The sequence below is a fragment of the Variovorax sp. LG9.2 genome, assembly GCF_035018885.1.
GTDB lineage: Bacteria > Pseudomonadota > Gammaproteobacteria > Burkholderiales > Burkholderiaceae_C > Variovorax.
Genome location: NZ_JASJXB010000002.1, coordinates 19,393 through 37,455, shown reverse-complemented (window position 1 = coordinate 37,455; position 18,063 = coordinate 19,393). Strand labels below are relative to the sequence as shown.

Here is an 18,063-nt window from a genome sequence, read left to right as displayed (position 1 = left end):
TTTAGGGCTGTTGAGTCAGTCCAGAGCGGTGGCGTATTCAGCGCCGCAGACCTTGCATGCAGCGGATTCAGGGCGCGTGTCGGTCGGCTCACGGTAGTGAAGCGGACTCTTGATACCGTTGAAGATCCAGCAGCGCGGGCAATGCTCCTGCCCCGCGACGGGCAGGTAAGCCCGAGCCCGCTGCTCGGCACGCTCTCGCGTCACCGGTGAGCCTTGGCGCACCGTACGCGCAACCTCCTCGGCCGCCATGGTGCCGGCACGGCCATTGGCACGGTCGTTCAGCCCATAGACGACGCGCGCGAACTCGAGTGGCGCCTGACGCAACAACGCGGCAAGCCGCATCTCTTCGAGTGCGGACTCGATCGCTGTGTGCGACGAAGCGGAAGTCGGAACTGTGGTGGTCGAGGACATCTGGTTACGTAGTATGTCCAAAATACCGCGGTCGGTGGTGAGAGTTGACCCGCTTGCTGCAAAAAACCTGAGCCGAGCGGATCGACGAGGCGAATTGCGCAACGATCCACAGTGCTGGACCGGCCTGAGTTGAACAGTGATGCCGGAACTGTGATCTGAAAACGGGAAATTGGTAGGCGCGATTGGACTCGAACCAACGACCCCCACCATGTCAAGGTGGTGCTCTAACCAGCTGAGCTACGCGCCTAAGGATGCATTCGAGAGCGCAATTATAGCCCGAGAAATCGAGCTATTCAGCGCCGACGTGCAGAACGCACACCAGCAACTCCAGCAACGACCTTCAAAACATGCGCCAGCCGCGCCGCATCGGTGATTTCGACAGTGAACGTCATCCACGCCGTTCCCTTGATCGACTGAGTCAGCACGCCGATGACGTTCATCTTTTCGCGGGTGAGCACTTCTGAAATATCGCGCAGCAAGCCCTGCCGGTCCGATGCCTCAACCGCCACGTCGACCGCATACACGGCGCCGTCCTCAGGCTTGGACGCGCCCCACTCCACATCGATGACGCGCTCTGCATTGCGGCTCGCCATTTGCCGAAAGTTGCTGCAGTCCGCGCGGTGAATGCTGACGCCGTGGCCGCGCGTGACAAACCCACCAATCACGTCGGGCGGCGCCGGTTTGCAGCACTTGGCAAGCTGCGTCATGAGCGACGAAACGCCAACCACCAGCACGCCACCCTTGGCCGACTTCTCGCTCCCGCGCGACTTGCGAATCAGCGCGCCGTCATCGGCACCCGGCGCGGGCTCCGGCGGACGCAACAACATTTCGATGTTGCGCAACGAGAACTCGTCCTTGCCGACCACCTCGAAAAGGTTGTCGGCGGACTTGAAGCCGAGCTGCGATGCCAGGTCGTCAAGCTTGATCGACGTCTTGCCTTCGCGCTGCAGTACCTTTTCGACAGCCTCGCGACCGCGCGCAACCGTCTCGTGCGTAATCTGCGCGTTGAACCACGCACGCACCTTGGCGCGTGCACGGTGGCTCGCCAGATAGCCGAGTTCGCCGTTAAGCCAATCGCGCGACGGGCCACCTTCTTTCGCCGCGACGATCTCGACCGTCTGGCCGTTTTGCAGCGGCGTGTTCAGCGGAACCATCGCGCCGTCGATGCGCGCGCCGCGGCAACGGTGGCCGAGACTCGTGTGCACCGTGTAAGCAAAGTCGACTGCGGTCGCGCCCTGTGGCAATTCGACGATGGCCGCATCCGGCGTCAGCACATAGATGCGATCGTCGAACAGCCCCTGGCCTTGCGAACCGCCCGACAGGTCCCGTTCCCACGCCAGCAATTGACGCAGCACTGCGATCTTGGCGTCGTATTCTCCGCTTGCCCAAACCCCCGCATACCCTTTGTGGCCGGCCTCTTTGTAGGCCCAGTGTGCGGCAACGCCGTGCTCGGCATGGTCGTGCATTTCTTCGGTGCGTATCTGGATCTCGATCGGCTTGCTGGCCTGCCCATCGACGACCGCCCGCACAACGGTATGCAGAGATTGATAGCCATTCGGCTTGGGGCGCGCGATGTAGTCGTCGAACTCTTCGTCGATCGGCTGAAAGTGCGAGTGCACCCATGCCAGCGCCGCATAGCAGTCCTTGACGTCGGGCACCACCACGCGCAGCGCAAGGATGTCGAAGACTTGCGCGAAGTCGAGCGACTTGCCGCGCATTTTCTTGACGATGCTGTAAATGTTCTTCGGCCGCCCCTGAACCTTGGCCTGCACGCCTTGCTCGTTCAACTCCTGCTCGAGCGTCGAGCGCAGTTGCTCGACATAGCCTTCGCGCTCGATGCGCTTTTCATCGAGCAGGCGGGCGATGAGCTTGTACGTTTCCGGCTCAAGGAACCGGAAGGAAAGATCCTCGATCTCCCACTTGACTTGCCAGATACCGAGTCGGTTGGCCAGCGGTGCAAAGACCTGCAACGACTCGCGCGCCACGTTCTCGGCCACCGGAACTTTGCAGGCGGCCGCATGCCGCAAAGTCTGCAGCCGCGAGGCAAGCCGCAACATCACGACACGCAGGTCGCGAGAAAACGCCAGCAGCATCTTGCGGACGTTCTCGGTCTGCGAGCCGAGGCCATCGGACAGCTGCGTGCTGGCCGTGGCAGAACGCGCCTGCTTCTGCACATGAACCAGCTTGGTCGTCTCGACGGCCAGCGCCGCGAAGTTGTCGCCGAAGACCTTGGCGATCACCTCTTGCGGGCGGTTCAGGTGCTGGCACGAATAGACCAGATAGCTCGCCGCCTGCATCGCCTCCGAACCGCCCATGTGCGCCACGATCTTGGCCACGGCATCGGCATGCGCCAGTGTGTTCTCGCCGGTGTCCAGGGTCTCGTCCGCAATCAACGGTTCGGCGAACGCTCGCGCACGCGACAGCATCTGGTCGATGACGGGCGCGCGATCAGCCGTGGCGGCAGACAGCGGGTAGTCGACGACGAGATGCTCAGGCATGGACACAGACACAGGAAAGACCAGCGGACAAAAGTAAAACGGAGGACGACCGACCTGTCAGTCGATCAGGAACGACGCAACGGCGGCAATTTGATCCGCCGCCACGAATGTCGGCGCATGACCGACACCGGCGAATTCCACGACGCGCGCGTGCGGGCCCCGTGCGGTCATGGCAGAGGCCGTTTCACGCCCAAGCAAATCCGACTGCGCCCCACGCGTAAGCAACGTCGTGGCGCTGATGGCGTCGTACAACGCCCAAAGCACCGTCTCGCCTTGCGTGGCGGCCTCAACGCTCATTGCACGCAGAGGCAGTGCGATCGCCGGGTCGTAGTGAAGTACGTAGGGGCCGACATCGCCACTGCCTGCAACCTTGGCGTCTCCGGCCTCGGTGCGCGACGCGGCAGGAACCACCATGTGCCTCGACAGTTCCAGCCACTGCGCCGAAGAGTGCGGACCGAAGGTGCTCGACAGCGCCCAGAGTGCGTCGGCCGCTGAATCGAGGGTTTCATATGTCCCGCCATGCCCAATATAAGCGCCGATGCGCTTGAGCGCCGCGGGATCGAGCGTCGGGCCGACGTCGTTGAGGACCAACCGACGGATCGGCGATGGCAAGGGGACGCCCGGGCTGCCGGCGAGCGCGATGCCAATCAAACCGCCCATGCTGGTGCCGACATAGTCGAGCGTTCCGATCGCTTGCTCCGAATGCAGCTGCGAAATCAGCGCAATGACGTCGGCTGCGTATTGCGGCAGCTGGTAGCCATCCGGATTGGCGAGCCAGTCGCTTTCGCCGCGTCCGACGATGTCAGGGCACACCACCCGAAGATCGCTACCGGCCCGCGCCAACAGCGAAAGAGTCAAAGCATCGAAATCGCGACCCTGGCGAGTGAGCCCATGGACGCACAACACCACATGCGCGCTGCGCGGATCGCCCCACTGCCAGTAAGCCATCCGGTGACCGCCGGAGGCGTCGTGGCAAGCCACATGATGCAGGGTCGGTTCGGTCATGAAAGCGGGCTTCGGGAATGCAAACAATTGTCTCAGCGCATCGTAAGTCATCCGGTGAACGGCCCTTGCGGAGCAGACCATCCATGGACATTCGAAAAGCCCCGACTACTTCAGTTGTACCGAGCCCGACACGTTGACCACCACGCTGGTCTTGCCAGCCTCGACAGGAACGGCCGAATCGGACGCCATCGACTTGGCCTCCATCGCCATCATGCGCGGACGCATCGGGCTGGCCTGGTTGGCGTTGACCGACACCTCGCGCAAGCTGTAGCCAGCGAAACCGAAGTCCTTGGCAAGCTCGGCGGCCTTCTGTTTGAAGTTGTCGATGGCGAGCGTTTGCGCCTCCGCCTCGACCTTGGTTCGTTGCTCACGACTCAAACCGAAGCCGACATTGCCGACGCTGAGCGTGGTGATGCGGCCGGCCGTCTGCGTTATGCGCGGAAAGTCGCGCCCTTCGAGGATCAGTTCGGCCGAACCCTGCCAGCCGCTGATCTTGCCGTCTCGCGTGTAGCGTGGCGACAGGCTGAAGTTGCCGGTGCGCACGTCGAGTTGGCCAGGCTGCGCCGCCTTGCGCGACTCGGTCAGGGCGGCGTCGACGGCGGTCTTCAATTGCGTCTGCACGATAGCCGCGTCGGCGTTGTCTCGCGAGGTGACGAGCGTCATGCTGAGCAAGTCCTGCTGGACTTCGACCGTGCCGTTGGCCGACAACTGCAGTACGTTCTGCGGCGGCGCCGAGGTCGCGGTCTGAGCGAAGCCCGTGGCAGCCGCGGAAAGAACGGCGCATGCCAATGTCAATTTAATAGCGTTCAAAACAAGGGACTTCCATTTTTAAAAGAGAGATGGAGCAAGCCGGCGCGCGGCATGGCTCGCGTGCGTCGCGTTTCGGCGCCGCGATAAGGGGTCAGGGCCGCTGCAAACGCGGCGCTGGGATCTGTACGGCACGCGACTCCGGAGCGCTGACCATACGCTCGACAGGTTGCGATTCCGCAGATCGGATCAGCTCGGTCCGCGCTGCCCATTGTTGCCGCACCTGGTCACGCAACTCCGCAAGCTCTGCAGCGGTCAGGCGACGGCCGGCGGTGGCTTCCTCGCGCCGCACTTCCTCGCGTTGCGACGCACGATGCGCGTCGACTGCAGTGCGCAGTTCGCTGCGGCGCTGTTGACTCGCCGGCGTCGACCCGTCTTGCGCGGCTTCTGCAGGCACCACGAGCAGCACGGGCAAGCACAGCAAAGCAACGACCAAAGGCATCGTCTGACGTAGAAAAATGATGTGGCGAAACGGCAAGGTGGTGGCACTGTGCCACCGGCGTGCAACGCGCAAACGTCTGGACCGCGTGCGTCCGCAAGTTTTGTAACTTAGTGTCAAAGCACTGTGAAAACCGGCTCAATGGCCTGCTAACGCATTCAGAATCGGCTCTGTTACAAATTCAGTGTTGTAGAAATGAATCAAAACCCTGCTCGCACCGACAAGATCGTGATCGTCGACGACGACGCCCGCATCCGCGACCTGCTGCGTCGCTACCTGACGCAAGAGGGCTTCGAAGTCATCGTGGCCGAAGACGGCAAGGCGCTGAACCGCATCCTGCTGCGCGACACGGTCGACCTGATCGTGCTCGACCTGATGATGCCCGGCGAAGACGGCCTTTCGGTGTGCCGCCGCCTGCGTGCCGCCAACGACCGCACGCCCATCATCATGCTGACGGCCAAAGGCGAAGACGTCGACCGTATCGTCGGTCTCGAGGTCGGTGCCGACGACTACCTGGGCAAGCCTTTCAACCCACGCGAATTGCTGGCGCGGGTGCATGCGGTACTCCGCCGCCGCCCGCCACTCGAGGCGCCGGGGGCGCCGTCGACCGACAACGAAACCGTCAACTTCGGCCCATTCAGTTTCGACCTCGGTTCGCGGACGTTGAAAAAAGACGGCGAGGAGCTGTCGCTCACCACCGGTGAATTTGCGATGCTGAAGGCGCTGGTGCGCCATCCGCGCCAGCCGCTGTCGCGCGAAAAGCTCGCGCAGCTGGCACGCGGCCGCGAGTTCGAGCCCTTCGATCGCAGCCTCGATGTGCAGATCTCGCGCCTGCGCAAGCTGGTCGAATCCGACGCCGCGGCGCCGCGCTATATCCAGACCGTCTGGGGCGTCGGCTACGTGTTCGTACCGGACGGCACCACCTGATTTCCGTGGCGGCCACCGGCCCCAAATCGACGTTGCCGAACCCGCTTGGCGAGGACACCGGCGCGGTCACGCTGCCAAGCCCGCTCGAAGGGTTGCCGCAGCGCGGCCGCGCGCGCCTGAAGCTCGGCTTCAACCTGTTCTGGCGTACCTTTTTCCTGTTGGCGCTGCTGCTGTTCGGCTGCACTTTTGCCTGGTTGCAGACCTTTCGCGCCCTCGAATACGAACCGCGCGCCATCCAGACCGCACATCAGATTGCGTCGCTGGTCAACCTGACGCGCGCGGCGCTGGTGTATTCCGATGCGATCACCCGCGTGTCGCTCATCAAGACGCTGGCCGACCAGGAAGGCGTGCGGATCCTGCCGCGCGAACCGAACGACCGCGTCGAGGCCTACACCAGTGGCTCGCTCGACCAGCGCGTGACTGAAGAGCTGATCGATCAGCTCGGCGAAGGCACCAATGTGGCGAGCCGCGTCAACGACGAGCCGGGCCTGTGGATCGGCTTCACGATCGAAAGCGACAACTACTGGCTCTTGCTGGACCCGACGCGTTTCAGCCGCGTCGGAGGACGCACGTGGCTGGTCTGGCTGGCGACGGCCGTGGTGCTGTCGCTGGCCGGCGCCGCGCTGATCACGCGCTTCATCAACCGGCCGCTGAAGCAGCTGTCGCGCGCCACACGCCAGGTTCGCGAAGGCGAATACGAGGCGCACCGGCTCGACGAAGGTGCGCGCACCAGCGAGATTCGCGCCGTCAACATCGGCTTCAACCGCATGGCCGACCAGCTTGCCAAGATCGAGCAAGACCGCGCGGTGATGCTGGCCGGGATTTCGCACGACCTGCGCACGCCACTGGCACGGCTGCGGCTCGAAACCGAATTGAGCGTGGCGGACGAAGATGCGCGCAACCATATGGCTGCCGACATCGCCCAACTCGACTCGATCATCGACAAGTTCCTCGACTACGCCCGGCCGGACCATGTCGACTTCAAACCCGTGTTGCTGCGCGACGTGGTCGATGCCTGCATCTATGCCGTGCAGGACCACGACGACATGAAGATCAAGGTCGATGTCGCGCCCGATTTACGCGTGATGGCGGACGAGGTCGAGCTGCAGCGCGTGATGTCCAACCTGGTCGAGAACGCGCGGCGCTACGGCAAGACGCCTGCGACCGGCGTGGCCGATATCAACATCCAGGCTCAGGCCCACAACGATGCGGTGCTGATCAAGGTGCGCGACCATGGCCCCGGCGTGGCGCCCGCCCTGCTCTCGCAATTGACCAAGCCGTTTTTCCGAGGCGACGCGGCACGCACGTCGGCAGCCGGCGCGGGCCTCGGGCTGTCGATCGTGGCGAAGAACATCGAGCGAATGGGGGGCACCTTCGCGCTGACCAGCACGCCCGGTCGCGGCCTGGCGGCGCACATTCGCATGCCGCGGGGCTCAGCGATCAAGCCCGACGCGCCGTTGGGTAAGAAACCTGAAACGCCACCGAAGGGCGGCAGCGCGTTCGGGCCCTAGAGAAAACTAGCGCGAAAGAAGTACTACGGCCCGTGCCTCCATCGCTCGCCCTTCGCCGACCGGTCCAAGCTTTTCGGCCGTCTTGGCTTTCACGTTCACTCGGTCGATCGCGATGTTCAACACGGTCGCGATCCGCTCGCACATCGCCGGGATGTGCGGCGCCAACTTCGGAGCCTGCGCGATCACGGTGCTGTCGACATTGCCGATCGCCCAGCCAGCCGCCCGCACGCGCGCCGCTGCTTCAGCCAGCAGCGCGGCGGAATCGGCGCCGTGGAATCTGGCATCTGTGTCCGGAAAATGTCGCCCTATATCGCCCAGCCCCGCAGCGCCCAGCAGCGCATCGGTGATGGCGTGCAACAGCACGTCGGCATCGGAATGGCCGAGCAGGCCCGCGGTGTGCGGCACCTCGATGCCGCCCAGCATCAGCTTGCGACCGGCGACCAGCTGATGCACGTCCCAGCCTTCGCCGACGCGAATGTCGAAGGGCATCGTCATGGTTTGTCGGTGCGCTCAATACGGCGCCGGCTGTTCAGCACGGCCTCCGCCAGTGAGAAGTCTTCTGCATAGGTCACCTTGAAATTTTGTGCGCTGCCCGGCACCAGCAGGGGCGCCAAGCCCAGCGCCTCGATGGCGCTCGCCTCGTCAGTCACGCTGTCGCCGGCACGTTCGAGGGCGTCGCGCAACATCCCGATGCGAAACATCTGCGGTGTTTGCGCGAGCCACTTGTCGGCACGGGTCAGGGTCGCTGCCACACGGCCTTCGGGTGACGCGACCTTGAGCGTGTCGGGCAACCGCTGCGCCAGCAGGCCACCGGCGGCATCGTGCTCACAGGCAGCAATCAGCGCTTCGATCTGCGTCGGCGTGACGAGGCATCGCGCGGCGTCGTGCACGAGCACCCAGTCGTGCGGACCCGCGCCTTGCCCGCGAAGCGCCTGCAACCCATTGCGCACGCTGGCCGCGCGGTTCGCGCCGCCGACCTTGAACAAATGCTCGGCGGTCCCCGGAAAGTCCGGAAGCACCGTCGCGATGTCGCGGTCACCTTCGGCCACGACCAAGGCCAATGCGGTGAAGCGACCCGTCAGCGCCCAAAAAGCATCGATCGTGTGCGCCACCATCGGCCGACCGGCGATCTGCTGGTATTGCTTGGGCAGCGTGCCGCCCGCGCGATGGCCGGAGCCTGCGCAAGGGATGAGCACATAGAGACGCGAAGACGACATGCAATTCCTGTAGATCGGCGCGGTGAGAACGTCGAATGGTGAATGAGCCAGCGCGCCAGCAGCAATGAGGCCACCATTCTAGAATTGCACGGTCGTACACCCCTCGCCATCCGGCGCGGGGTGTTCTGCATTTTTCGAAGCGATTCATGGACCTCCCCCATCTCACGGCGGGCAAGCGATTCACGCTGCCGCGCCCCCCGTTGTCGGCCGACGCGCTCATGCTGGCGCAGCTCGCGACACGCGAAAAATCCGCTGGTCGTGCGACCGCAGTGTTCACCGCTGACGCCAACGACGCCCAGCGACTGATCGACGAAATCGCCTTCTTTGCACCGGAGCTTCGCTGTGCGCTGTTTCCCGACTGGGAGACGCTGCCCTACGATAGCTTCTCGCCGCACCAGGACTTGATCAGCGAGCGGCTGGCCACCCTCTGGCGCATCAGCCAGAAAGAGGCGGACGTCGTCCTCGTGCCAGCTACCACGGCGCTGTACCGGCTGGCGCCGCCATCGTTTCTGGCGGGCTACACCTTTCACTTCAAGACCAAGCAAAAGCTGCAGGACACCAAGCTCAAGGCGCAGCTCACCCTCGCCGGCTACACGCACGTCACGCAGGTCGTGAGCCCGGGCGAATACGCGGTGCGCGGCGGCCTGATCGACCTGTTCCCCATGGGTTCACTCGTGCCCTTTCGGGTCGACCTGTTCGACGACGAGATCGACTCGATCCGCACCTTCGATCCCGACACGCAGCGCAGCCTCTATCCCGTGCCCGAAGTGCGGTTGCTGCCTGGACGAGAGTTCCCGATGGACGACGACGCCCGCGCACGCTTTCGCAGCCGCTGGCGCGAAATGCTCGAAGGCGATCCGACCAAGAGCCGCATCTACAAGGATATGGGCAACGGCGTCGCGACCGCCGGCATCGAGTACTACCTGCCGCTCTTTTTCGAAGAGACGGCGACGGTGTTCGACTATCTCGGTGCCGACACCACGGTTGTCTTGCACGGCGACCTGGAGCCGGCGTTCCAGCATTTCTGGCAGGACACCGGCGAGCGCTACCGGCTGGTGCGCGGCGACCCTGAGCGGCCCGCGCTGCCACCGGAAACGCTGTTCCTGAGCGCCGAACAGTTCTACCTGCGCGCCAAGCCGCATGCGCAGCTGGCCATCCGCTCGGTCGATGACAGCGTGCCTTACGCCGAGTTCGACAAGCTACCGCCCTTCGCCGTCGTTCGCGGCGCAGACGATCCGTTGGTCGGCCTCAAGCTACACATCGACACCACGCCGCACCGCGTGCTGCTCATCGCCGAGAGCGATGGCCGGCGCGAGAGCCTGCTCGACTTCCTGCGGGCCAGCGGTGTCAATCCGCCTTCGTTCGATTCGCTCGCCGAGTTCGAGGCGTCGCCCGACGAGAAGATCGGCATCGCCACCGCGGCGCTGGTCGCCGGTTTCGCATGGCGCGAGACAGGCATCGACTTCGTCACCGAAACCGAACTGTTCGCGACCACGCCGACCACGCGCCGCCGCAACAAAAAGCAGGAACAGGTCAGCGATGTCGAGGCGCTGATCAAGGATCTGTCGGAACTCAAGGTCGGTGACCCGGTGGTGCATTCCGCGCATGGCATCGGACGCTACCGTGGCCTCGTGCACATGGACCTCGGTCAGGGCGTCGACGCCGAAGGCAAGCCGCTGCTGCAGGAGATGCTGCACCTCGAGTACGCCGACAAGGCGACGCTCTATGTGCCGGTGAGCCAGTTGCACCAGATCAGCCGCTACACCGGCGTCAGTGCGGACGAGGCGCCGCTGCACAAGCTGGGCTCCGGTCAATGGGAAAAGGCCAAGCGCCGCGCCGCAGAACAAGTGCGCGATTCGGCGGCCGAACTGCTCAACATCTACGCGCGGCGGGCTACTCGCCAGGGCCACGCATTCCGCTATTCAGCCGCCGACTACGAAGTGTTTGCCAATGACTTCGGCTTCGAGGAAACGGCTGATCAGAAGGGCGCGATCCACGCCGTCATTCAGGACATGATCTCGCCGCAACCGATGGACCGGCTGGTGTGCGGCGACGTCGGCTTCGGCAAAACCGAGGTGGCCTTGCGCGCCGCTTTCATATCGGTCACGGGTGGCAAGCAGGTCGCGATTCTGGCGCCGACCACCCTCTTGGCCGAGCAGCATTACCAGACGTTGGTCGACCGCTTTGCCAAGTGGCCGGTCAAGGTGGCCGAGATGAGCCGCTTTCGTTCCGCGAAAGAGATCACCGCCGCCGCCAAGGGGCTGGCAGAAGGCACGGTCGACATCGTCGTCGGCACGCACAAGCTGCTTTCAGCATCGGTCAAGTTCAAGAACCTCGGCTTGCTCATCATCGACGAGGAGCATCGTTTCGGCGTGCGCCACAAGGAGGCCATGAAGGCGATGCGCGCCGAGGTCGACGTGCTCACGCTGACAGCCACGCCGATTCCGCGCACGCTCGGTATGGCGCTCGAAGGACTGCGCGACCTGAGCGTGATCGCGACCGCGCCGCAGCGCCGGCTCGCCATCAAGACCTTCGTGCGCAACGAAGGCACCGGCGTGATTCGCGAAGCCGTGCTGCGCGAGCTGAAGCGCGGCGGGCAGGTCTACTTTCTGCACAACGAAGTCGACACCATCCAAAACCGACGCCAGAAGCTCGAAGAAATCTTGCCCGAGGCTCGCATCGCCGTGGCCCACGGCCAGATGCCGGAGCGTGAGCTTGAACGTGTGATGCGCGACTTCGTGGCGCAGCGCTACAACCTGCTGTTGTGCTCGACCATCATCGAGACCGGCATCGACGTGCCGACCGCCAACACCATCGTCATGAGCCGCGCCGACAAGTTCGGCCTGGCGCAACTGCACCAGCTGCGTGGCCGCGTCGGGCGCAGTCACCATCAGGCCTATGCCTACCTGATGGTCCCCGACATCGAAGGCCTGACCAAGCACGCCGCACAGCGGCTCGAAGCCATCCAGCAGATGGAAGAGCTCGGCTCGGGCTTCTACCTGGCGATGCACGACCTGGAGATTCGCGGCGCAGGCGAAGTGCTCGGCGACAACCAGAGCGGCAACATGATGGAGATCGGTTTCCAGCTCTACAACGAGATGCTGAGCGAAGCCGTCCGATCGCTCAAGGCGGGCGAAGAACCGGACTTGCTATCGCCGCTCAGCGTCACGACCGAGATCAACCTGCACGCCCCTGCGCTGCTGCCGGACACCTACTGCGGCGACGTGCATTTGCGCCTGTCGTTCTACAAGAAGCTGGCGACCGCGAAGACCTCCGACCAAATCGACATCCTGCTGGAAGAGATCGTCGACCGCTTCGGCAAGTTGCCGCCGCAGGCGCAGACACTCATCGACACGCACCGCCTGCGCGTGCTCGCGCGGCCGTACGGCGTCATCAAGGTCGATGCTGCGCCGGGTGTGATTCACATCACTTTCAAGAAAGACCCGCCGGTCGATTCGATGGCGATCATTCACCTGATCCAGAAGAACAAGCACATCAAGTTGGCCGGCAACGAAAAGCTGCGCATCGAACGCGAGTTGAAGGAGCCGAAAGAGCGGGCGCAGATGGTGCGGGATGTGCTGCGGAGCCTCGGGCAACCGGTGGTCAAGGAAGCGGTCGTCGCATGAACAAATTCACGGCACCTACGTCCGGCCTTGTGCTCCAGCGCGTGAAGCCGCCGCTGTGCCTCGCCGACTTCAAGCTCATCGCATTCGACATGGACTCGACGCTGATCAACATCGAGTGCATCGATGAGATCGCCGATGCGGTCGGCAAAAAGGCCGAGGTCGCGGCCATCACCGAAGCCACCATGCGTGGCGAGATCAAGGACTTCAAGGAAAGCTTGCGACGCCGCGTCGCGCTGTTGAAAGGCGTGCCAGTGACGGCGCTTCAGCAGGTCTACGACGAGCGGCTGAAGCTCAATCCGGGCGCAGCCGAACTGGTGGCGGCATGCAAGGCGGCAGGGCTCAAGGTGCTGCTGGTGTCGGGCGGCTTTACCTTCTTCGCGAACCGGGTGAAGGGTCGGCTCGGCATCGACTTCGCCCGTTCCAACCTGCTCGAAGAGGCCGACGGCAAGCTCACCGGCGCGGTCGCGCAGCAAAGCTGGGGCGATATCTGCGACGGCGTCGAGAAGCGCCGCACGCTACTCGAAGTGGCTTCTTTGCTCGGCATCTCGCCGACCGAAACCATCGCCGTTGGCGACGGTGCCAACGACCTGCCGATGATGGCCGAAGCCGGCCTGTCGGTCGCCTATCACGCCAAGCCGAAGGTTCGCGAACAGGCCATGGTCGCAATCAACGAAGGTGGCCTCGACCGGCTGCTGGAGATCCTGCAGTAAACGACGCTAATGCGTCGACGGATCAGGCCGGCGTACCGCGCCGGCTGGATTCGAACAGGAACCAGGTGCGCCGCTCGGTTTCGTCGATCCAGTTTTCGAGCAGGCTCGACGACGCGATGTCGCGATGCTCGTCGGTCACGTTATGGGCTTCGCGCAGGCGGGCCGCCAGCGTGGCATTGTCTTCGCGCAGCTCAGACAGCATGTCGAGCGGATCGACATAGTCGCTGTCGTTGTCGCTGATGCGCTGCATGCGCGCGATGTGGCCGATGGAACGCAGGGTCGTTCCGCCAGTCTTCCGGATTCGCTCGGCGATCGGGTCGGTCATGGCGTACAGCTGGTCGCCCTGTTCGTCGAGCAGCAAGTGATAGTCGCGAAAGTGCGGGCCGCTCATGTGCCAGTGGAAATTCTTGGTCTTCAGATAAAGCGCGAACACATCGGCCAGAACGCCGTTGAGCGCCGCCGCGATATCGACCGTGGCCTCGGCTGCCAGGTCGCTCGGCGTCGCGAGCGGAGCCTTGCGACGTGTCTTGAGGTCAGCAGTTTTGCTGGCGGAGGGTTTTGCCATGGTGAGCCCTTTCGTTTGAGGAAAATGAACTTTAAGCCTTTGCCTCGGGCAGCGCATTCCCCTCAAGTGCGGGTGTGCCCGATGCTGGTTTGGCCGTGCGATGACCCGGCTTGCCGAGGATCTCGACGTAGAACTGCGGGCCGGCTTCTTTGGCAACGCCGTCCATCAGTGCGGTCAACGCCGACAGGTGCACCGCTTCGGCCGTTTCAGCGGTCGTGCCGAACTTGCAATCGAAGTCGAGAAAATCAGTGTCTGCCTGCATCGGACGCCGACGCTCCCGCTTGATGTATTTGCGGACCTCATGCTTGATCGCCTCGAGAACGCGGTCGGGGTGCTTGCCTTCGGGGCGCAGCTGGAAAGTCTTTTTCATGGGTCATCGTACCGTGCGCCCCCGCGCCAATGACAATGACTGCAGACCGCGGCTACATTCGGCACTCAACGCGCATCAGGGAAATTTCATGGCACGGGCAAACGATTGGGCAAGCAAGGTGATGTCGCTCATCAACGGCGGCAACGCAGGCGCGGCGATCGCGCAGATCAAGGTAGCACCCAGCGTCAAGGATCTGAAGGCGCTGCAAACGATCATGACGCTGTCGCGTCTGTCGGGCCGCTGGCCCAATGTCGACGCTGCCATCGCGGACAACCTCGTGGCGCTCGGGGCGCCGCGGCTGCACCGCTCGCCGTAACTTTCAGAGCGCCTTGCCCAGCCGCGCGATGCCTTCTTCGATCTTCTCGACGTTGGCCGTCGCGAAGCTCAGGCGCAAGGTCGCCATGTCGGGCTTCTCGGCATAGAACGGCGCGCCGGGCACGAAGGCCACGCGCTGTTCGATGGCCCGTTTAGCGAACGCAGCCGCATCCGACGACCTGCCGTTCGCGCCCGTGAGTCGGGCCCAGAAAAACAGCCCGCCGTCCGGCTGCTCGAAGGCAATGGCATCGCCCAGTGCACGTTCCAGCGCTGCAGCCATCGCCTTGGCACGCTCGCCGTAGACCTTGCGCACGTTGTCCAGCGTTGCCGGCATACGGCCGCTCTTCAGGTACTGGCCGGCTGTCGCCTGCGCGAAGGTGCTGGTGTGCGCATCGCTGAACTGCTTGCACATGGTGGCTTTGGCCAGCAGTTCAGCCGGCGCGATCATCCAGCCGATGCGCAGGCCCGGGCTCAGCACTTTGCTCATGCTGCCGCAGTGCGCAAGCAGCTCGCGGCTGCCGGGCACGTCTTTGCTCAACGCCATGATCGACGGCGGCGGCGGCTCGTTGAAATACAGGTCGCCGTACGGGTCGTCTTCGACCACCAGCGTCTGGTATTTGACCGCCAGCTCGAGCACTTTCTTCCGACGCTCCAGGCTCAGCAGCGCGCCGCTCGGATTGCCGAAGGTCGGAATCAGGTAGACGAACTTCGGCTTGTGCTCGGCGATGAGCGCCTCGAGCTCGTCGGTCTTCACGCCGTGCGCGTCGATCGGTGCGCTGATGAGCTGCGCGCCATACAGGCGGAAGCACTGAATGGTCGCGAGGAATGTCGGCCCTTCGACGATGACCTTGTCGCCAGGCGAGATCATCGTCTTGCCGAGCAGATCGAGCGCCTGCTGGCTGCCGGTCGTCACGATCAGGCCGCTCGGATCGACATCGACGCCTTTGCTCTTCATGAAGGCGCTCAATTGCGTGCGCAGAGGCTCGTAGCCTTCGGTGGCACCGTATTGCAGGGCGCCGGACGCCTCTTCGTTCAAGGCCCTGGCGCTGGCTTCTTTCAGGCCCTCGACGTCGAACATGGCGCTGTCCGGAAAGCCACCGGCAAAGCTGATGATGCCGGGTGTGCCGAGCAGCTTGAAGAGTTCGCGAATGGCGGAGGTTTCGACGTTGTCGAGGCGGGAGGCGAATTGCATGGTGTTTTCACTTTCTGACCGCCATTGTCGAACCAAGAAGGCCGCGGCGCATTACCAGTCCAAGATAGTTTGTTGACTTTACTATTTTTGAGTAGTAAATTCCATTCACCACTTTAAGGTAGTAAGCCGAATGCGGTATCCACTCGAAACCAGCCAGCAACTCAGCGCCGTGCTGAAGGCATTGCGCCAGTCCCGTCACCTCACCCAAGCCGAGCTCGGCGAACAGTTGGGCGTGAACCAGAAACGCGTGGCCCGGATCGAAGCGGCACCCGGTGTCACGAGCTTCGACCAGATCTCGCGACTGGTCGCACTCATGGGTCATCGTCTGGTGCTGGAAGCATTGCCGTCTGCCGAAGCGCCGATCACCGACAAGGGAGACACATCATGGTGAACCGTTCCAAACGAGGCCGCGGCCCCCGGCACCCGCACCCGCTGACGGTCTGGATCAATGGTCAGACGGTCGGTGAATGGACGGTTCGCGAAGGCGAGCACCGTTTTCAGTACGCCGACGAATGGACCGCTTCGCCCGCGGCACGCCGACTTTCGCTGTCGCTGCCGATGACGCCCGGTAATGCGCCGCAGCGCGGGCCGGTGGTGCAGAACTATTTCGACAACCTTCTGCCCGACAGCGACGCGATTCGCACGCGCCTGCAACGCAAGTTCGCGACGCCGAGCACCGACGCGTTCGACCTGCTGACAGCCATCGGCCGCGAGTGCGTCGGCGCCGTGCAGCTGCTGCCGCCCGGCGTGCTGCCCACCGGCTTCGACCGGATCGAAGCCGAGGCCCTGGATGATGCGGGCGTCGAACGCGCCATCAACGCGTCGCTGTCGACGGGCCGCGTGCTCGGCCAGCGCGACGACGAGGACTTCCGCATTTCGATCGCCGGCGCCCAGGAAAAGACGGCCTTGCTGCAACGCGAAGGTCAGTGGTTTCGCCCGCTGAGCGCCACACCGACAACCCACATTTTCAAACTGCCACTCGGCCTCGTCGGCAACATGCAGGCCGACATGAAGGAGTCCATCGAAAACGAATGGCTCTGCTCCCGCATCATGACGGCCTTCGGGCTGCCGACGGCGCATTGCGACATCGCGACCTTCGGCGAGCGCAAGGTGCTCGTGGTGCAACGCTTCGACCGCGCGCTGCAGAACGCCGGCAGTGCTCGCGGCGACGACAGCGACCACCGCGATCCGGAATGGATCGCCCGTTTGCCGCAGGAAGATTTCTGCCAGGCACTCGGCGTGCCGGGCTCGCAGAAGTACGAGACCGACGGCGGCCCCGGCATGCGCGACCTCCTGCGCGTCCTCGATGCCAGCAGCAACGCCACGGCCGACAAGCTCGCGTTCGTCAAGGCGCAGATGGTGTTCTGGCTGCTTGCAGCAACCGACGGCCATGCCAAGAACTTCTCGATCTTTCTGGAGCGTGGCGGCGGCTACCGGCTTACGCCGTTCTACGACGTGCTGTCGGCCTGGCCTGTCATTGGCAGCGGCGCCAACCAGCTTGCCTTTCAAAAGGCCAAGCTGGCGATGGCGCTGCGCAGCAAGAGCTCGCACTGGGCATTGCAGGATCTGCGCGCACGCCACTGGGACGGCGTCGCCAAACTCGCGGGTCTCGGCGATGCACACGCCCTCTGCGATGAACTCCTCGCGCAGTTGCCGGGGGCGCTCGATGCAGTCGAAACCCAGCTGCCGTCCGGCGTTCCGGAGCATGTAGCGCGCACGATCTTCGAGGGTGTGCGCAACACCGCAAAGCGCCTGACCGAAGCCGATTGAATCCGCCGCCAGCCAAGCCGAAGAACCGACCTTACATCATGAAAAAAGACGACATCGTCCCCTTCTTCGCGACGCTGCAGGCGGCCAATCCGAATCCCGAAACCGAGCTGGAATACACCACGCCTTTCGAGCTGCTGGCGGCCGTTTTGCTCTCGGCGCAAGCGACCGATGTGGGCGTGAACAAGGCCACGCGCAAGCTCTATCCGGTGGCCAACACACCGCAGGCGATCTTCGACCTGGGTGTCGAAGGACTCGAGAGTTACATCAAGACCATCGGGCTGTACCGCAGCAAGGCGAAGCATCTGATCGAGACATGTCGCATGCTGATCGAACTGCATGGCAGCGAGGTGCCGAGGACGCGCGCCGAGCTCGAAGCGTTGCCCGGCGTCGGGCGCAAGACTGCCAACGTGGTGCTCAACGTGGCGTTCGGCGAGCCGACGATCGCGGTCGACACGCACATCTTTCGTATCGGCAACCGCACGGGCCTGGCCCCCGGCAAGACGCCGCTCGCGGTCGAGCTCAAGCTGGAGAAGCGCGTGCCGATGGCGTTTCGACTGCACGCGCATCACTGGCTGATATTGCATGGACGCTATATCTGCGTGGCGCGCAAACCCAAGTGCTGGGAGTGCGCGGTGCACACGATGTGCGACTACAAACCGAAGACGCCAGCGCCCAAGAATTGAGCGGTTGGCGCAGGCAG

At 63.8% G+C, this 18,063-nt stretch carries 18 protein-coding genes and 1 tRNA gene; 8 read left to right on the top strand and 11 right to left on the bottom strand.

Annotation, left to right across the window (positions count from 1 at the left end; all coding sequences use genetic code 11):
- Positions 1-15 precede the first annotated feature (15 nt).
- From QN413_RS02240 to QN413_RS02215, 6 genes are all read right to left on the bottom strand, one after another.
- Complete coding sequence (locus tag QN413_RS02240) at positions 16-411, bottom strand: hypothetical protein (RefSeq protein WP_261802388.1); 396 nt, start codon at positions 409-411, stop codon at positions 16-18.
- Between the two features lie 170 nt (positions 412-581).
- Positions 582-658 (bottom strand) — tRNA-Val (locus QN413_RS02235).
- A 46-nt stretch (positions 659-704) separates the two neighbouring features.
- Positions 705-2,909 (bottom strand): bifunctional (p)ppGpp synthetase/guanosine-3',5'-bis(diphosphate) 3'-pyrophosphohydrolase, encoded by a 2,205-nt coding sequence (locus tag QN413_RS02230; protein WP_323495046.1) that lies wholly within the window; start codon positions 2,907-2,909, stop codon positions 705-707.
- Between the two features lie 57 nt (positions 2,910-2,966).
- Positions 2,967-3,914, bottom strand: coding sequence for an alpha/beta fold hydrolase (locus tag QN413_RS02225; protein ID WP_323495045.1), 948 nt, complete (start codon positions 3,912-3,914; stop codon positions 2,967-2,969).
- Between the two features lie 105 nt (positions 3,915-4,019).
- The gene (locus QN413_RS02220; protein WP_323495044.1) at positions 4,020-4,703 is read right to left on the bottom strand and encodes an SIMPL domain-containing protein; all 684 of its coding nucleotides are present in this window, start codon (positions 4,701-4,703) and stop codon (positions 4,020-4,022) included.
- 112 nt (positions 4,704-4,815) lie between these two features.
- Complete coding sequence (locus tag QN413_RS02215) at positions 4,816-5,163, bottom strand: hypothetical protein (protein WP_323495043.1); 348 nt, start codon at positions 5,161-5,163, stop codon at positions 4,816-4,818.
- Positions 5,164-5,355: 192 nt separating this feature from the next.
- Between QN413_RS02215 and ompR the strand changes: the two genes are divergently transcribed.
- Positions 5,356-6,087: a two-component system response regulator OmpR gene (gene ompR, locus QN413_RS02210; protein ID WP_068632698.1), complete on the top strand. Its 732-nt coding sequence runs from the start codon at positions 5,356-5,358 to the stop codon at positions 6,085-6,087.
- A 71-nt stretch (positions 6,088-6,158) separates the two neighbouring features.
- Positions 6,159-7,598 carry a sensor histidine kinase gene (locus QN413_RS02205; protein ID WP_323495273.1) on the top strand — a complete coding sequence of 480 codons (1,440 nt, stop codon included), beginning with the start codon at positions 6,159-6,161 and terminating at the stop codon, positions 7,596-7,598.
- Positions 7,599-7,604: 6 nt separating this feature from the next.
- On the opposite strand, the gene ispF is transcribed toward QN413_RS02205, so the two are convergent.
- Together ispF and ispD are read right to left on the bottom strand one after the other, a co-directional pair.
- Positions 7,605-8,093: a 2-C-methyl-D-erythritol 2,4-cyclodiphosphate synthase gene (gene ispF, locus QN413_RS02200; protein ID WP_323495042.1), complete on the bottom strand. Its 489-nt coding sequence runs from the start codon at positions 8,091-8,093 to the stop codon at positions 7,605-7,607.
- On the bottom strand, positions 8,090-8,815 hold the full coding sequence (gene ispD / locus QN413_RS02195) for a 2-C-methyl-D-erythritol 4-phosphate cytidylyltransferase (RefSeq protein WP_323495041.1): 726 nt from the start codon (positions 8,813-8,815) through the stop codon (positions 8,090-8,092). Before ispD ends, ispF begins: the two co-directional genes overlap by 4 nt.
- A gap of 146 nt (positions 8,816-8,961) precedes the next feature.
- Here ispD and mfd point away from each other — a divergent pair, with 146 nt between their 5' ends.
- Entirely contained in the window at positions 8,962-12,441 is a 3,480-nt protein-coding gene (gene mfd, locus QN413_RS02190) for a transcription-repair coupling factor (protein WP_323495040.1), read from the top strand.
- Positions 12,438-13,151: a phosphoserine phosphatase SerB gene (gene serB, locus QN413_RS02185; RefSeq protein WP_323495039.1), complete on the top strand. Its 714-nt coding sequence runs from the start codon at positions 12,438-12,440 to the stop codon at positions 13,149-13,151. The genes mfd and serB overlap by 4 nt, the downstream gene beginning before the upstream one ends.
- A 22-nt stretch (positions 13,152-13,173) precedes the next feature.
- On the opposite strand, the gene QN413_RS02180 is transcribed toward serB, so the two are convergent.
- Positions 13,174-13,716, bottom strand: coding sequence for a DNA starvation/stationary phase protection protein (locus QN413_RS02180; RefSeq protein WP_323495038.1), 543 nt, complete (start codon positions 13,714-13,716; stop codon positions 13,174-13,176).
- A gap of 31 nt (positions 13,717-13,747) precedes the next feature.
- Complete coding sequence (locus QN413_RS02175) at positions 13,748-14,086, bottom strand: DUF6172 family protein (protein ID WP_323495037.1); 339 nt, start codon at positions 14,084-14,086, stop codon at positions 13,748-13,750.
- Between the two features lie 88 nt (positions 14,087-14,174).
- Here QN413_RS02175 and QN413_RS02170 point away from each other — a divergent pair, with 88 nt between their 5' ends.
- Positions 14,175-14,402 carry a hypothetical protein gene (locus QN413_RS02170; protein ID WP_187052227.1) on the top strand — a complete coding sequence of 76 codons (228 nt, stop codon included), beginning with the start codon at positions 14,175-14,177 and terminating at the stop codon, positions 14,400-14,402.
- 3 nt (positions 14,403-14,405) lie between these two features.
- On the opposite strand, the gene QN413_RS02165 is transcribed toward QN413_RS02170, so the two are convergent.
- Positions 14,406-15,593: a PLP-dependent aminotransferase family protein gene (locus tag QN413_RS02165; RefSeq protein WP_323495036.1), complete on the bottom strand. Its 1,188-nt coding sequence runs from the start codon at positions 15,591-15,593 to the stop codon at positions 14,406-14,408.
- A 130-nt stretch (positions 15,594-15,723) separates the two neighbouring features.
- Between QN413_RS02165 and QN413_RS02160 the strand changes: the two genes are divergently transcribed.
- From QN413_RS02160 to nth, 3 genes are read left to right on the top strand one after another with little or no spacing between them, the layout of a single operon-like run.
- Positions 15,724-15,984, top strand: a complete 261-nt coding sequence (locus QN413_RS02160) for a helix-turn-helix domain-containing protein (protein WP_187052229.1) — start codon at positions 15,724-15,726, stop codon at positions 15,982-15,984.
- Positions 15,978-17,363 carry a type II toxin-antitoxin system HipA family toxin gene (locus QN413_RS02155; RefSeq protein WP_323495035.1) on the top strand — a complete coding sequence of 462 codons (1,386 nt, stop codon included), beginning with the start codon at positions 15,978-15,980 and terminating at the stop codon, positions 17,361-17,363. The genes QN413_RS02160 and QN413_RS02155 overlap by 7 nt, the downstream gene beginning before the upstream one ends.
- A 38-nt stretch (positions 17,364-17,401) precedes the next feature.
- Entirely contained in the window at positions 17,402-18,046 is a 645-nt protein-coding gene (nth, locus tag QN413_RS02150) for an endonuclease III (protein WP_323495033.1), read from the top strand.
- The last annotated feature ends 17 nt before the right edge of the window (positions 18,047-18,063 follow it).